Source organism: Nocardia sp. CS682, from assembly GCF_004634405.1.
GTDB classification, from domain to species: domain Bacteria; phylum Actinomycetota; class Actinomycetes; order Mycobacteriales; family Mycobacteriaceae; genus Nocardia; species Nocardia ninae.
The window spans coordinates 2,835,791-2,849,697 of record NZ_CP029710.1; the positions used below are offsets into that span (position 1 = coordinate 2,835,791).

The 13,907-nt window shown below is 67.6% G+C and carries 14 protein-coding genes; 6 read left to right on the forward strand and 8 right to left on the reverse strand.

The annotated features are described in order from the left end of the window. Nucleotides 1–10: 10 nt before the first annotated feature. The 4 genes from DMB37_RS12745 to DMB37_RS12760 are packed head-to-tail and all read left to right on the forward strand — an operon-like array spanning nt 11 to nt 3,145. Entirely contained in the window at nt 11–775 is a 765-nt protein-coding gene (locus tag DMB37_RS12745) for a glycosyltransferase family 2 protein (protein ID WP_135232878.1), read from the forward strand. Further along, entirely contained in the window at nt 775–1,788 is a 1,014-nt protein-coding gene (locus DMB37_RS12750) for an acyl-CoA dehydrogenase family protein (protein ID WP_240772373.1), read from the forward strand. The genes DMB37_RS12745 and DMB37_RS12750 overlap by 1 nt, the downstream gene beginning before the upstream one ends. Then, entirely contained in the window at nt 1,770–2,522 is a 753-nt protein-coding gene (locus tag DMB37_RS12755) for a PIG-L deacetylase family protein (protein ID WP_135232879.1), read from the forward strand. Before DMB37_RS12750 ends, DMB37_RS12755 begins: the two co-directional genes overlap by 19 nt. Beyond that, the gene (locus DMB37_RS12760; RefSeq protein WP_135232880.1) at nt 2,519–3,145 is read left to right on the forward strand and encodes an SAM-dependent methyltransferase; all 627 of its coding nucleotides are present in this window, start codon (nt 2,519–2,521) and stop codon (nt 3,143–3,145) included. The genes DMB37_RS12755 and DMB37_RS12760 overlap by 4 nt, the downstream gene beginning before the upstream one ends. A 13-nt stretch (nt 3,146–3,158) precedes the next feature. On the opposite strand, the gene DMB37_RS12765 is transcribed toward DMB37_RS12760, so the two are convergent. Continuing rightward, a complete protein-coding gene (locus DMB37_RS12765) occupies nt 3,159–3,740 on the reverse strand; it encodes a TerD family protein (protein ID WP_135232881.1) in 582 nt (193 codons plus the stop codon). 118 nt (nt 3,741–3,858) lie between these two features. Beyond that, nucleotides 3,859–4,293, reverse strand: coding sequence for a MarR family winged helix-turn-helix transcriptional regulator (locus DMB37_RS12770; protein ID WP_135232882.1), 435 nt, complete (start codon nt 4,291–4,293; stop codon nt 3,859–3,861). Nucleotides 4,294–4,497: 204 nt separating this feature from the next. Between DMB37_RS12770 and DMB37_RS12775 the strand changes: the two genes are divergently transcribed. Beyond that, a complete protein-coding gene (locus tag DMB37_RS12775; protein ID WP_135232883.1) occupies nt 4,498–5,922 on the forward strand; it encodes a pyridoxal-dependent decarboxylase in 1,425 nt (474 codons plus the stop codon). 14 nt (nt 5,923–5,936) lie between these two features. Here the strand turns inward: DMB37_RS12775 and DMB37_RS12780 are convergent, their stop codons facing one another. The 6 genes from DMB37_RS12780 to DMB37_RS12805 form a co-directional block, all read right to left on the reverse strand. Next, complete coding sequence (locus DMB37_RS12780; RefSeq protein ID WP_135232884.1) at nt 5,937–6,596, reverse strand: RraA family protein; 660 nt, start codon at nt 6,594–6,596, stop codon at nt 5,937–5,939. 221 nt (nt 6,597–6,817) lie between these two features. Beyond that, nucleotides 6,818–8,590 (reverse strand): sugar-binding protein, encoded by a 1,773-nt coding sequence (locus tag DMB37_RS12785; RefSeq protein ID WP_240772374.1) that lies wholly within the window; start codon nt 8,588–8,590, stop codon nt 6,818–6,820. A 95-nt stretch (nt 8,591–8,685) separates the two neighbouring features. Beyond that, nucleotides 8,686–9,930 (reverse strand): pyridoxal phosphate-dependent aminotransferase, encoded by a 1,245-nt coding sequence (locus DMB37_RS12790; protein ID WP_135232885.1) that lies wholly within the window; start codon nt 9,928–9,930, stop codon nt 8,686–8,688. 39 nt (nt 9,931–9,969) lie between these two features. After that, nucleotides 9,970–10,524 (reverse strand): cysteine dioxygenase family protein, encoded by a 555-nt coding sequence (locus DMB37_RS12795; protein WP_135232886.1) that lies wholly within the window; start codon nt 10,522–10,524, stop codon nt 9,970–9,972. A gap of 211 nt (nt 10,525–10,735) precedes the next feature. After that, complete coding sequence (locus tag DMB37_RS12800; RefSeq protein WP_135232887.1) at nt 10,736–11,644, reverse strand: LysR family transcriptional regulator; 909 nt, start codon at nt 11,642–11,644, stop codon at nt 10,736–10,738. A gap of 103 nt (nt 11,645–11,747) precedes the next feature. After that, entirely contained in the window at nt 11,748–12,497 is a 750-nt protein-coding gene (locus DMB37_RS12805) for a helix-turn-helix domain-containing protein (RefSeq protein WP_135232888.1), read from the reverse strand. Between the two features lie 199 nt (nt 12,498–12,696). On the opposite strand from DMB37_RS12805, the gene DMB37_RS12810 reads away from it, so the two are divergent. Continuing rightward, nucleotides 12,697–13,839, forward strand: a complete 1,143-nt coding sequence (locus DMB37_RS12810; RefSeq protein WP_135232889.1) for a serine hydrolase — start codon at nt 12,697–12,699, stop codon at nt 13,837–13,839. The last annotated feature ends 68 nt before the right edge of the window (nt 13,840–13,907 follow it).

The window sequence follows — 13,907 nt, forward strand, 5'->3', positions numbered from 1 at the left end:
GCCGGGAGCAATGACCAACGCACGTCCGGACGACGGGGTCCCTATCCCGCGTGCCGATCGGAACGATGCCGCGGCGCCCGGCCATGCCGTGGCCCGGATAGTGGTTGTCGTCCCGGTACGCAACGAGGGTCGTCTGCTTCCGAACTGTCTGGCGGCATTGGCGCGTGCGGCGGCGCAGGTGGAAGTCCCGGTCCGTACCCAACTGGTGCTGGACGCCTGCACCGACGAATCCGAGGGGGTGCCGCCGCCGGAGATCGAGGTCATCCGAGTCGAGGAGCGCAATGTCGGTGCGGCCCGTGCGCATGGCTTCCGGCAGGCCGGTGCGCACTGTGGCGCCGAGACCTGGTTCGCGACCACCGACGCTGATTCCCAAGTGGACGAGCTGTGGTTGCGGCGGCAGGTCGATTACGCCCGAGCCGGAAGCGATGTAGTCGCAGGCATCGTCGAGGTCCGCGACTGGGCCGAACATACGACCGCCACCCGGCAACGCTACGAAGACGAGTACCGCACGAGCGGTCCGCACGGCCACGTACACGGCGCGAATCTGGGCTTTCGCGCCGATGCTTATTGGCGGGTCGGTGGTTTCCAGCATCTGCGGACCGGTGAGGACGTCGACTTGGTGACGCGCATGGTGGCCGATGGCGCGCGGATCGCGTGGGCCGAGGACGTCCGTGTCACTACTTCGGCGCGCCGGGCCGGACGCGCACCGCAAGGGTTCGCTGCTCATTTGCGGCGAATCGAGAGTTCGCCCAGCACCGAGCGCAGGAGCGCCTGATGCCGCCGACCGAGGTCCTGCAGTCAGCGGCTGCGGCGGACTCGACCGCACCGGCGGCCACCGGCACGGTGGCGAGCGCGCTACGCCGGCTCGCCGATTCCGGACGCCTCGAACTCCCCCCTCCCGGCTCCGGCCGCACCATCGACCGCTGGCGCACGCTCGCCGATTTCACCTTCGGCAATGTGGTGGTCGGGCGGATGGTGGAGGCGCACGCCGACGCGGCGGCGATCCTGGCCGAGCTCGGTGGTGGTGTCGTCGAGCGCGGCCAGATCTGGGGAGTGTGGGCCGCCGAGCCCCCGAAGCCGGTGCTACAAGCGCGATTCGGGCCGGGCGGATGGACGCTGGACGGACGTAAGCCGTGGTGCTCCGGCGCGACGATCTGCACCCACGCCCTGGTCACCGCCCGCGCAGGGGAAGAACGCAGGCTGTTCGCCGTCGACCTCGGCCAGCCGTCGGTGCGGCCGGTGCCCGGCAGCTGGCATGCCGTCGGCATGCGGGAATCCGACTCCGGCGCAGTGGACTTCCACGCGGCCGCCGCCGAGCCGGTCGGCGGCCCCGGTACGTACCTGGCCCGGCCCGGGTTCTGGCACGGCGCCATGGGCGTGGCGGCGTGCTGGTACGGCGGCGCCAGTGCCGTCGCCCGCACCCTGCACGACCGCGCCACCGACGAGCACGCATTGGCTCACCTCGGCGCCGTCATGAGCGGATTGCAAGCCGCCGCACTGTGTTTGACCGAGGCCGCGCACCAGACCGACGCCGACCCGACCGACCGCTCGGGAACGGCACGGCTGCGCGCCAGGACGGTCCGGGCCGTGGTCGAGGACGCGGCGACGGCAGCTCTCGACCGGGTCGGCCGGGCGCTCGGGGCTGCTCCGCTGTGCGCCGACGCCGACCACGCACAACGCGTCGCGGATCTCACCGTCTACCTCCGGCAGAGCCACGCGGAGCGCGATCTGGCCCAGCTCGGCCGTGACTACGCGGAAAGGGAGTACTCATGGTTGCCGAACCGCTGATCGATCTCGCCGCCCGGGGCACACCCGAGCGCACCTGGGCCCGCTGGCGCCACCGTCGCCCGGAACTCTCGCTGACCGGTTGGCGGCACCTGATCGTCGTCGCGCCGCACCCCGACGACGAGGTGCTCGGGGTCGGCGGTCTGATCGCGCTGGCCCGCTCGCGCGACCTGCCGGTCACCATAGTCACGGTGACCGATGGTGAAGCGTCGCATCCGGGCTCCCCCACCTGTTCGCCGTCCGAGCTCGCCGATCTGCGGGTGCGGGAATCGCGTCGAGCGGCCCGCGAACTGGGCGTCGACGCTCCGATCCGGCTCGGCATCGGCGACGGCCGGGTGGCCGCCGATGAGGCCGCGGTCACCGACGCACTGTCGGACATCTTCGCCAGGTGCGGCCACACGGGCGCCTGGTGCGCGACGACCTGGCGGCGCGACGGCCACCCGGACCACGAAGCTGTCGGGCGGGCCACCGCCGCGGCCTGCGCGGGCACCGCGATCCGACTATTGGAGTTCCCGGTCTGGATGTGGCACTGGGCAACTCCGGAACATCCGGTGGTGCCCGCCAGCCGGGCCCGAACATTGACCTTGCCCGGGTCGGCGGTCGAGGCCAAGGTGCGCGCGCTCGCGCAATTCCGCAGCCAGATCTTGCCGATGTCGGACGATCCCGCCGACCAGCCGATCCTGCCGGCCGCGGTACTCGACCGGTTCACCGGCAACACGGAAACGTTCTTCGTATGAACGGGACCGGGCTGGCAGCGGACTATTTCGAGGACATGTACGCCCACGATCCCGACCCGTGGGGCTTCACCACCCGCTGGTACGAGCAGCGCAAACGCGCACTCACCATGGGGGCGCTACCGAAAGCCCGCTACCACAACGCCTTCGAGCCCGGCTGTTCGATCGGCACCCTCTCGGTCGAACTCACCGACCGCTGTGATCGGCTGGTGTGCACCGACATCGCAGCCCAGGCGCTCGACTCGGCAAGCAAACGCATCGATCGACTGCCCGAATCCGAGCGCGGCGCAGTCGAATTCCGCCGCTGGGCGCTCGGTGAGCAATGGCCCAACGAGCATTTCGACCTGATCGTGCTCAGCGAGGTCTGCTACTACCTCGACTCCACCACCCTGCGTACGGCTTTCGGGCAGGCGGTGCAGCATCTCGAGCCGGGCGGCACGCTGCTCTGCGTGCACTGGCGCCGCAAAGTGCCCGAATACCCGCTCTCCGGTGACCATGTGCACGCCATCGCCCGTACCACCCAGGGTTTGACGGCATTGGCGGGGTATCACGACGAAGACATGTTGCTCGACGTCTTCACGGCGGGCGACCCGGTCTCCGTCGCGACCACCGAGCACCTCACATGACCGCGCCGACGGCCTACGCCATGGCGAAGCGGAGCAGCGCCTGCTTGTCGCCCTGCTTGATCTTGCCCTTGCGGTTCAGCACCTCCAGCTGCCAGGTGGTGCCGGAACGGAACGCGCGGGCAACGGCATTGGCGTTGTCCGTGCCGAGCAGGGACGGCCAGATGTCGGCCACCTGCTGACTGGTGCCGCCGCTGGCGTCGTAGACCTTGAAGCTGATGTTGTTGGCCTTCTCGAACGAGCTGCCTTTCTTGAAGGCCACCGCGACGAAGATGATGGCGTCGATGCCGCCGGGCACATCGGCGAAGGTCACGTGCACCGTCTCGTCGTCGCCCGCGGCGGCGCCGGACTGTTCGTCGCCGCTGTGCAGCACGGAGCCGTTGCCCAGCGGGTCGAGCGAGTCGAGCCCGGCGAACCGGACCGGCTCGGCGCCCTGCATGAGGATGGCGATCAGGTCCAGGTCGACGCCTTTCTTGCGGCGCGCCCAGCCGAGCGCCCCACCGCTGGCACCCGCCGACGGATCCCAGCTCACTCCGACGCTGAGCTTGGTGACGCCGGCGAGATCCGCGGCGCCGTCTTCTTTCTTGAGCGTGATCATGGGTTCAGATTAGCGGGGGTTTCGTAACTTCAAGCGCCGGAAAGATTCTCGTTCGGCTAATGGGCGACAACACCGGCAATCACGAAATCTATTGATAGCAAATAGCTCTCACGGATGCTCAAGCGCTGGATGTGGCTTTCGACAGCAACCGGTGCAGCTGACGTTGCTCCCTGGCCGACAGCCGGCGCAGCGGCAGATGCCGGGTCATCGCGTCGACCAGCTTTTCGCGCTGCGTCACCCCGGCCATGGTGAGCGCCACCACCTTCACCCGCTTGTCGTCCGGGCCGGGTAGTCGCTCGACGGTGCCGCGTTTCTCCAGCTTGTCGATGATGAAGGTGACCGTCGACGGGTCACTACAGGTGCGGCGGGCGAGTTCGGACATCGAGGGCGGCGCGGCCGTCGGGGTGAGATGCCAGAGCATGTTCGCCGACGGCACGGTGAGATCCAGGTCGCGCAGGACGCTGACGAGGGCGGCGTCGAGCTGGTCGGAAACCGTACGGAGCTCGGCGAGCAGGCGATAACCGAGGTCTGCTTCAGGCAGGTCCACTGTCACGGACCACAGTGTAGACAGCTACTTGAAGTCTCCTATGAAGTTACTTTGACACTCAAACCTCGAAACCGCGTTTTCGGCGGCCGTGCCGGTTGGGCGGCGGCCGTAGAGCGCAGACAGTCCCGGCGAGTCTCGGCCACGGCGAGGGCGGATCACCTTGGCCGACTGGCTATTTACAAAGGCGGCCGACGCGCGGTTCGCTGGGGCATGGCTGATCCGTGGAAAGAACAGAACGTCGCGGCGCACGCGTTGGCATTAGTACACGAGGCGGCGGGGCCGTATCTGGACAGCCTGCCGGAGCGACCGGTGCACGATGCGACCCAGGACCCGCTGATCGACGACCTCGGCGGTCCGCTGCCCGAAGACGGCGATGGTGCGCTGGCGGCGATCGAGCGGTTGCTCGCGGTCGGCACGCAGGCGTCGGTGCACTCGGCCGGGCCGCGTTTCTTTCATCTCGTGGTAGGCGGGGCGACACCGGCGGCGCTGGCCGGGGACTGGATAACCGCACTGCTGGACCAGAACTCGGGCCTGTGGGTCACCTCGCCGCTGGCGTCGCGCACCGAAACCGTCGTGCTCGGGTGGCTGAAGGATCTGTTCGGCCTGCCGCAAGACTTCGGCGCGGTGCTCACCCCGAGCGCCACGTTCGCGAATTTGACCGGGTTGGCCGCGGCTCGTTACTGGTGGGCCGATCGGCACGGGGTGGACGTGGTCGCCCAAGGATTGGCCGGCCTACCGCAGCTGCCGGTGCTCACCAGCGGACTGGTGCATGCCAGCACCCGCAAAGCATTGCAGATCCTCGGGTGCGGGCGAGATACCTTGCGTACCTTCGTCCGCGACGATGCCGGACGGATCGACCTGGCCGCGCTGGAGCAGTCGCTGATCGAGCTCGACGGCGCGCCCGCGGTGATCGTCGGCAACCTCGGCGAGGTGAACACCGGCGACTCCGACCCCATCGACGAGCTGGCCGACCTGGCCGAGCAGTACCGGGCCTGGCTGCATGTGGACGGCGCTTTCGGGCTGTTCGCTGCGCTCTCACCGCGCACGGCGCACCTCGCCCGCGGCGTCGAGCGCGCGGATTCGATCACCGCAGACGGCCACAAGTGGCTGAATGTGCCGCAGGAGAGCGGATTTTCGTTTGTCAAGGACAACACGGTGCTCGGCAAGACCTTCGGCGGCTGGGGTGCCGCCTACCTGCCGACCCTCGATGACGAACAGGTCAGCTACAACATGCACGGTCCCGAATCCTCGCGCCGTGCACGAGCATTCCCCATCTGGGCGACACTGCGCGCTTACGGCCGTGCGGGCTATCGCGACATGGTGGAACGCCACCTCGACGTGGCCGCGCACCTCGGCCGGGTTGTCGATGAGGCGCCCGACTTCGAGCTCTTGGCGCCGGTTCAGTTGTGCGTCACCTGTTTCCGCTACCGGCCGCCGGGCGTGCCGGAAGGCGAACTGAACGCTCTCAATGCTCGGCTCGGCGCGGCCATTCTCGATGACGGCCGCGTCTATGTCGGCACCACCACGTATCGAGGCATGACCGCTCTGCGCCCGACTTTCGTCAACTGGCGCATCACCGAGCCCGAAGCCGACCTGCTGATTCAGGTGATCCGCGAAATAGGGCCGGGGCTATAGGCTTTCAGCGTCGATCAAACCAGGAACTGCAGGGACGAGCGCTCACCGTTGCGGAGCGCCTCGGCGTGTGCGGCGACGTTGATCGCGTCGCTCAATGTCGCGCCGGCGTCCAGCTTCGCGATCACCTTGGCTTCGGCATCCTTGACCGCCGTCGCGGCATCGACGAGGTGTTCGAGGCGATCCGGATCGATGACGATGACCCCCTCCTCGTCGGCCAGGATCACGTCGCCGGGCGCCACCGAGACTCCGCCACAGTTCACCAGGGTCTGCAACTCACCGAGCTGCGCGGTGGTGCCCGCCATGGGTGTGACGAATCGGCTGTAGATCGGCAGCTCGCAGCGGCGGACATAACCGATGTCGCGGTATCCCCCGTCGATGATGATTCCACCAAGCTGCCGAACCTGGGCGCCGCGCGCGAAAATCTCGCCCGCGAAGGCGATTTCGCTCCCGTCGCCGTCTACGACGATCACATCGCCGGGTGTCGCGGACTCGATCGCCCGCAGTACCGCGAAGAAGTCGCCCCGGCAGCGCACGGTGAACGCGGGGCCGAGAATCCGCACCTCGGCCGACCGTGCCCGAATCCCGGTGTCCATCACCCGCATCGACTTGTCCGCGTCGCACAGCGCGGTCGTATCGACAGAGTGAACCTTCGCGACAAGTTCGTCGGTCAGCATCGGCGCCGCCCCTTCGAGGCTCGGAGTGTCCAGTCCCCCAAACCTTACTTCCCGGGCCACGCCCCGGTAGCCGTCTCGACGGCACCCGGAAGTTGTGGTGAGTCTTGGATGTTGACCGATTCTGGGCCTTCTGCCAGCAGAAACCTTGCCTGGTGCGCCCGGGCGGCGCGAAACGGGGTGGAGCTTGGCAAGCCGTGCGCCGCCGCTGGTAGCGCGGCCGGCTAGCGTGCGGGTTTGGGTCTCGGGTTGCCCGCGATCGGTACTCCGGTGCGCCGGGTCTGGGCCAACGAGGCGGGCGAGTCAGCGCTTCGGGCCGCGGTTCGGGGGATGACGGGTGGCGTCTCGGGGGCCGGGTGCGCTCGGTAGTCGGCGAGGGTTGCCGTGCCCCAGACGTAGGGGTCGGCTTGGGCGCTGCCGAATGGCGACCAGGCCAGGCGAGTTCGGCCGGTTTTGTCGTCGGTGTCGGAGTCGTAGACGAGGATGTTCATCGCGAATCGGGTGGGATCGACCGGTTCGGGCAGCGCGGTGAGGGGGATTTTCACCTCGATCGAGTAGCCGCGGTACGGCTCGGTGACGAGTGAAGCCACCTGCATCCCCGGTAGCGGTGCGCCCTGGTGGTTGTCGGCGTCGCGCTCTGCGGCAGGCCCGCCGCGGTCCGCGGTGTACGGCAGGATGCCGGTTTTGACAGTGGTCGAGGTGTCGTCGGAGTTGCCGCTCGGGTCGATGGCGATCTCGACCGAGTCTGTGCGCCAATGCCTTTTGATGTCGTCGGTTGCCAGTGCAGCGCCTTCGCGGTCATCGGTCACGTTGACCAGCACGTATAAGTCATCGTCGTGCCTGGAAAGCTTTGCCGTCGCTGCACACCCACCGCCGCCCTGCCAAATAGCAAGCGGCAGTTCAGGTCCCGGGTACTCCCCTGGCCCCTCGATACCGTTCAGAATCGGTGCGATCGCCACAGACGGGACGACAGTCCTCGGGTTCGGTGGATAGTCCGGCTGGACCCGGTTGGCCAACCACGGCAATCCGGTTCGGTCGGCCCACGCCGCGAACTCGGCGTAGCGCGGTTTCAATCCGGTTTGCCGGTGCACCGGCACCTCGACGAATCGCCCGTCCTCGGCCAGCACCGTGAACCACTCGGAACCGAGCTGATTCGGATCGGTCGGAACCTGCGCAGGCTTCGCGGCGAAACCCTGTGTCAGATATAGCCGAGTGGCGTCGCGTTCGACCTGCGCCCAGGTCGTGTGGTGTGCGCGCGAGCGAACACCGGACCAGACGCCGATGACCGGCAACCCGGTGCCGGGATCGGTGTGCCGCTGTTCGGCTACTTCTGGACCGAGCAACGAGCCGAACCCGTAGTTCTGCGCGAGCAGCCTGGTCGGCCGCCACACCGACAGTCCCTCGTCGGTGAGCTGTTCCGGATAGACCTGCCGATCGCCTGCCAGCCGGAACGCCTCGATACCGAGCCGCGCCGAGAGTTGGTGTCCGCCATGCTGATCGAACGGTCGCGGGTCCATCACCACGATCGTGTGCGGTGTGGTGAGCCGGACCAACCGCACCAGCCTCGCGAGGGTGTCCTGCTCGTCCCACACGCGCGCGGTCAGCGGTGCGGACAGGGTGTACCAGAAGTCCGGTTTGTCGAGGTAGTAGATGTTCTCGATCCCGGCGAGAGCGTTCGCCTTGCGTTCTTCCGTCTCGCGGATCAGTCCGAGCTCGGGGCCTTCCGCCAGCCCGACGGCATTGCCGCCGCCCTCGCCGCGCGTGACCGTGACGACGCCGGTGGTCCAGCCGAACTCGTCGCGCCACCGCCCGAACGTGGACAGGTTGCTCGACTCGTCGTCCGGATGCGCACCGATGAACAACACGTCGGTGTGCGCCGGATCCGGGCTTTCGACGCCGGCCGAGGAGCTGTCCGCGACCAGCCACGTGGCGGCCAGCCCGGCAGCGAGGACGGTACGGCGGCGCAGTTTCGCCTCGAAGCCTCCCGCCACCCGCACCTCCAGTCGCCTTGTCGCACGTCAGTGCCGAACATAGGCGAGGCAGGCGGAGGGGCGAGCCTCGGGTCGCGGCCACTCCGGCGAGGCGGTCGGGGTCAGCCCAGCGACTGCAGTGCGGTGTGCAGCCGGTCGAGTGCCGCGGCGATCCACGGCAGGGACGTCGGATCGTTGCTACCCAACGCTTCCCAGCGCTGATCAGCCGTCTGCCCATACAGCAGACTGGTCGCCGCCCGGAAACGCAGACTGTCCCGCGTGTCCCCGAAGTGCTCGCCAGCCAGCACGCCGATGCCGTATTCGTCGAGCAGATGGTCGGCGAGCGCCACGCCCGTTTCGATGCCACGGGCGGCTAATGCGGGACGGAACAGCTCGAGATCGGGGTAGAGATAGAACCCGGCCTGCGGCGCGCGGCAGGCGACACCCGCTTTCGCGAACACCGTGTGTGCCGCGCGGGCCACCGCGGCGTGCAGTCGCCGACTCGCGGCGATATGCGCCGTGACCTCGGCAGGCGCGTCGAAGGCGAAGACCGCCGCCGCCTGCATCGGACCTGCCAGACAGGACCAGACTTCACTGCCGAGTCCGGTGATCTGCGCCGCCAACTCCTGTCCCGCGCGGCCGGGCGGGGTGCGGAGAAAGCCGATCCGCCAGCCACCGAGCGCCATGGACTTGCTCAGTCCGCCGGTGACGATGGTCCGGTGCGGCAGCAGGGTCGCCGGGCTGCGCATCGCCTCGGGGTCGTAGGCGAGGTCGCGGTAGATCTCGTCGCAGATGATGGTCATGCCGTGCCGGTCGGCGATCTCGCAGACCCGGGCGATCAGGTCCGCGCCTGCGACGGTTCCCGTCGGGTTGTCCGGCACGGTCAGGATGAGAATCCGCGGGTCGGCGCCCGCTTCCCGAGCTTTCGCCAGCGCAGGTTCGAGCAGGTCCGGGTCCGGCACGCCACCCGCGATGCGCGGGATCGGCACCCCGATGGCGCGTTTGCCGAGGAAACCGATCTGCGCTGGATACGTGACCCAGGACGGGATGGGCAGCACCACATCGCCGGGCAACACCGCGATGGCGGCATACAGCAGCGCCTTGCTGCCCGGCGCGAGGATGACCTGCTCGGTGTCCGTGCGCAGACCACGCCGCGAGAGATACCGCGCCGCGGCTTCGCGGGCCCGGACGGTCCCCGCCACCGGGGCGTATGAGTTCTCCGTCGCGCCCTCGGCCAGTGCGGCGGCGATCTCGGGAAGCACCGGCAGCCCAGCCTCACCGAACCCGAGATGCAGGATGTCTTGGCCGGCCGCCCGGCGTGCGTTGATCGATTCGTTGAGGGCCAGCGTGGCCGAGCGCGGTACCAAGGGTCATCTCCTGAGGTCGAAAACGGCTGGGGCCTTTGGCTATTCGTCCGTGACGGGCAGGCGGTACTCGCGGCGCATACTGGTGCCGAGCTTGCCGATGTGCGCGCCGTAGATGTGGATCGAGATCACCGTCGAGGTACCGGCATTGCGCACCAGGTGGATATCCCCGGGCGGGGCGAAACCGCAAGCCGTGCCTGCCGCGTTGACCACGTGATCCACCGCGACGAGCCGAGCGGACTCGCCCTCACCACGCAGTTCGTAACGCCATTCGGTCTCGGCGCCCTCGTAAACCCCTGCGACACACCAGGACACGTGGTCGTGGATCGGTGTCTGCTGCCCCGGCAGCCACACCAGGGCCACCACGGAGAAACTCCCGTCGTCTTCGGTGTGCACGAGGTGCTGCCGATACTTCTCCGGCGAACCCGCCCGGAACTCGGCGGGCAGCAGATTCGGCTGCGCCAGAAAGCCTTCGAGCCGATTGGCGACGAGCTGTGCGGCCTCGGCAGGTGGGCGTTCACGCCGGACGACTTCGCGCACCGCGGCGACCAGATCGGTGAGGACCGGCGTACACGGGGCGGCGGTACTGATGGACATGGCGACTCCGATCGAACAAGTAGACCAACGCGCGCCGCCCCTTCACTCAGCGGCGCGGCCGACTCGCATGAAACACCTTGTCCAGCAATGGAAGATCGTTGACTACCAGGTGGTCGAGTCGGCTTATGTCGACCAGCATGCATGGCGGCAACGCTACGGTCTACTTAGACCTTGTTGCCGTAACCAAAGGATCCGTTATGTGTTGCGGCGGCTACTTGCCGCTCATCTCATCGGCGGCGACCTGCAACGCCTCCATCATGAGTCGGGTGACCGGAATGTTGTGGTGACCGGCCAGTGCGTACGCCGCCACCGTCCGCGAGTCCACCGGAATCACCGGACGGCTCACCACCTTCGGATGGCGGATGAACGACTGCACCATGCTCGGCATGACCGCGATCCCCGTACCCGCCGCCACCAGACTCTGCACCGCGAGGTTGTCGTCTGTCGTGAAATCGATGTGCGGTTCGAAACCGGCGGTCGCGCACGACTCGATGAAATGGCTACGGCAGCGCACACATCCGGCGATCCACCGCTCGTCGGCCAGCTGCGCCAACTCCACCGTTCGCCGCCGAGCCAGCGCATGCCCCTTCGGCAGCAACACGATCAACGGATCATCGAGCAACGAAACCTTGTACAGGTCATCCGATTCCGGCTGCTCACTCGAGGCGTCATAGGTGAACGCCAACGTGATGTCACACTCCCCCCGCCGCAACGCCTCCACCGAATCCGGCGGTTCCGCATCGAACAACTCCACCCGGATCCCCGGATGCCGCGTCTTGATCGCCGCCACCGCCGACGGCACCAACGTCGCACTCGCACTGGGAAACGCACACACCCGAACCCGCCCCGTCTTCAACCGGGTAATCGCCGTCATCTGCTGCTGCGCCGCCGAGATCGTCCCCAAAATTCCCGCCGCATGCTGCGCAAGCACCTGCCCCGCATCCGTCAACCGCAACCCCCGCCCCACCCGCACGAACAGCGGCGTCCCCACCGACCGCTCCAACGCCTTCATCTGCTGACTGATCGCCGGCTGCGTATACCCCAAACTCCGCGCCGCCGCCGCAAACGAGCCCGTCCGCACGACCTCGTCGAACACCCGAACATGCCGTGAGTCGAACATCGGTCCAGAATAAGCATTTCTTTGGGGTGCATAGGGTTTCGCGGGGATTGGGGAGAAGGGTCAGCGGGTCCGGCGCGCCCACCACCCGGTCGTTTCCTCAGCGTCACGAATCGGTGGTCGTGTCGGCGTCGCTCTCGACAGCTGAGCCGAGGCCGTAGACCTGGCGCCAGTGCTCCACCGAGCGGACCAGGTCCTCGCTGACGCGCAGGAGAAACTCGGCCATCTTCGCCAGCCGCGCCCCGGCTGGTGTGCTGGCGCCGAGACGCTGCGCACCGTCCATGCAGGCGGCGGCGATCCGGGTATCGACGCGCGAGCCGGCCATGATGGTCTGGTACCAGAGATCATCATCGATGACGTAGCGGTCCGCGCGACCTCGAGGGTCGCGTTCGCGCCGCAGCAGCACCTGCCCCTCCAGGTACCCCACCGCTTTGGAGATCGAGGCCGGGCTGACGTGCAGGCGCCGCACGAGCTCTGCCGAGGTCAGGCTGCCGCTGTCGGTGGTGAAGAGTGCGGCCAGCACCCGCGCCGTCATGTTCGGCAGCCCTGCCTCGATGAGCAGATCCATGGTCTGCGCGGCGACCTGTTCCACGACGCGTGGATCGCGGCCGCCGACCTCGACCCTCCCGGTCCCCGGCGTCGGTGCAGCGCCCCGGCGCTTGCGCCGGTATCGGGTGCTTGTCTGGTGGGCCTGCTCGGCGCGATAGCGGTTCGGGCCGCCGTTACGCATCACCTCACGGGTCACGGTCGAGGTCGGTCGCCCGAGCCTGCGGCCGATCGCGGCGTAGGTCAGTCCGTCGCGCAGGCCTACGGCGATCTGTCGCCGATCCTGTTCGGTCAATCGTGCACCGGGCATAGTTTTCCTCAGCTGTCTGACTGGGCTACAGCTTAATGCAACGAGACCGTTGCATTATGCGACAGTCGTCGTGCAATGAAATACGCTGACTCATCAGCTAATACACCTTCCTGTATGGATACGTTTGATTGAAGCATCTCTGAACGCAACGCTACTTTTGTGATGTCGTAAAGGTTTCCCAGAGCAAGGACGAATCGACATGACCCACACTGGTATTCAGCAAGTTCTCGACGGCGCGGTGGCCACGTACCACGTGCCCGGCATCGTCGCCGAGGTCACGCACGGCGAACAGACCTGGTTCGGCGCCGCGGGCGTGGCCGACCGCGCGACCGGCGCCCCGCGCAAGCCAGGAGAGCACGTGCACACCGGCAGCGCCGGAAAGGCATTCACGGCCGCCACGCTGCTGGCCCTCGAAGCCCAAGGCGTCCTGAGCATCGACGACACCGTCGAGAAGTGGCTCCCCGGCGTGCTGAACGTCAACGGCTACGACGGCAACACGATCACCATCAGGCACCTGCTCAACAACACCAGCGGTCTCTTCATCACGGGCCTCGCACCGGAATTGAGCTACCGCTACGCGACCCGGTCCGCCTTCGACGAGCACCGCCTCGACGAGTTCACCACCGAAGAGCTACTGCGGCTTGCAGTTTCGCAGCCACCGATCGGTGCGCCCGGCGAGCACTTCGCGTACTCCAACGGCGGCTTCTTCATTGCCGGGGCGATCATCGAGAAAGTCACCGGCAACAGCTACGCCGCCGAGGTCGATCGCCGAGTCGTCCAGCCGCTCGGCCTGGCCGGCACCTACGTGCGCCCCACCGAACACACCGGATACCCCGAACCGCACCCGAGGGCGTACTCGACCCTGTTCTTCAAGGAAGGCGCGGACCCGGCCGCGGTCACCCCGGAGAACTGGGAGTCGATGATGGAAGATCCCGGCCTCGAGCCGCTCGACGTCACCGAATACAAGACCTCAGGCGGGTTTTCGGCAGGCAACGTCGTCTCGACCACCGGCGACATGATCCGATTCATCGACGCACTGGCCACCGGCAGCCTGCTGCCGCCGGATCAGCATCGCCAGATGTGGACCACGGTCTCCACCGAAGGTGGTCACTGGATGCCGCATGCCCGCTACGGTCTCGGCCTGTTCGAGTTCGACAAAGCAGCCACCGACGGCCGGACGCTGCGCGGCGTCGGCGGCAGCCTCTGGGGCTCCTGGTTCTTCGCGGTGACCGACCCGGCTGACCGGCACACACTCGCCGCGCACACCAATACGGAATGGAAGTCCTGGAACCTCATGTTCGAGCTCATCGAGGCGGAGTTCGGCGTCGCCATCGGCTCCTGAAAGATCCCCCGCCGGGCGGGGCGTGCGGGGTGCGCCCCCACAAAACACGACGAAACGAGCAAGGCCCA

Bases quoted from the DNA above. Each gene is read 5' to 3' on its own strand.
- DMB37_RS12745 (WP_135232878.1), top strand. From the start codon at position 11: ATGACCAACGCACGTCCGGACGACGGGGTCCCTATCCCGCGTGCCGAT.
- DMB37_RS12750 (WP_240772373.1), top strand. From the start codon at position 775: ATGCCGCCGACCGAGGTCCTGCAGTCAGCGGCTGCGGCGGACTCGACC.
- DMB37_RS12755 (WP_135232879.1), top strand. From the start codon at position 1,770: ATGGTTGCCGAACCGCTGATCGATCTCGCCGCCCGGGGCACACCCGAG.
- DMB37_RS12760 (WP_135232880.1), top strand. From the start codon at position 2,519: ATGAACGGGACCGGGCTGGCAGCGGACTATTTCGAGGACATGTACGCC.
- DMB37_RS12765 (WP_135232881.1), bottom strand. From the start codon at position 3,740: ATGATCACGCTCAAGAAAGAAGACGGCGCCGCGGATCTCGCCGGCGTC.
- DMB37_RS12775 (WP_135232883.1), top strand. From the start codon at position 4,498: ATGGCTGATCCGTGGAAAGAACAGAACGTCGCGGCGCACGCGTTGGCA.
- DMB37_RS12780 (WP_135232884.1), bottom strand. From the start codon at position 6,596: ATGCTGACCGACGAACTTGTCGCGAAGGTTCACTCTGTCGATACGACC.
- DMB37_RS12795 (WP_135232886.1), bottom strand. From the start codon at position 10,524: ATGTCCATCAGTACCGCCGCCCCGTGTACGCCGGTCCTCACCGATCTG.
- DMB37_RS12800 (WP_135232887.1), bottom strand. From the start codon at position 11,644: ATGTTCGACTCACGGCATGTTCGGGTGTTCGACGAGGTCGTGCGGACG.
- DMB37_RS12805 (WP_135232888.1), bottom strand. From the start codon at position 12,497: ATGCCCGGTGCACGATTGACCGAACAGGATCGGCGACAGATCGCCGTA.
- DMB37_RS12810 (WP_135232889.1), top strand. From the start codon at position 12,697: ATGACCCACACTGGTATTCAGCAAGTTCTCGACGGCGCGGTGGCCACG.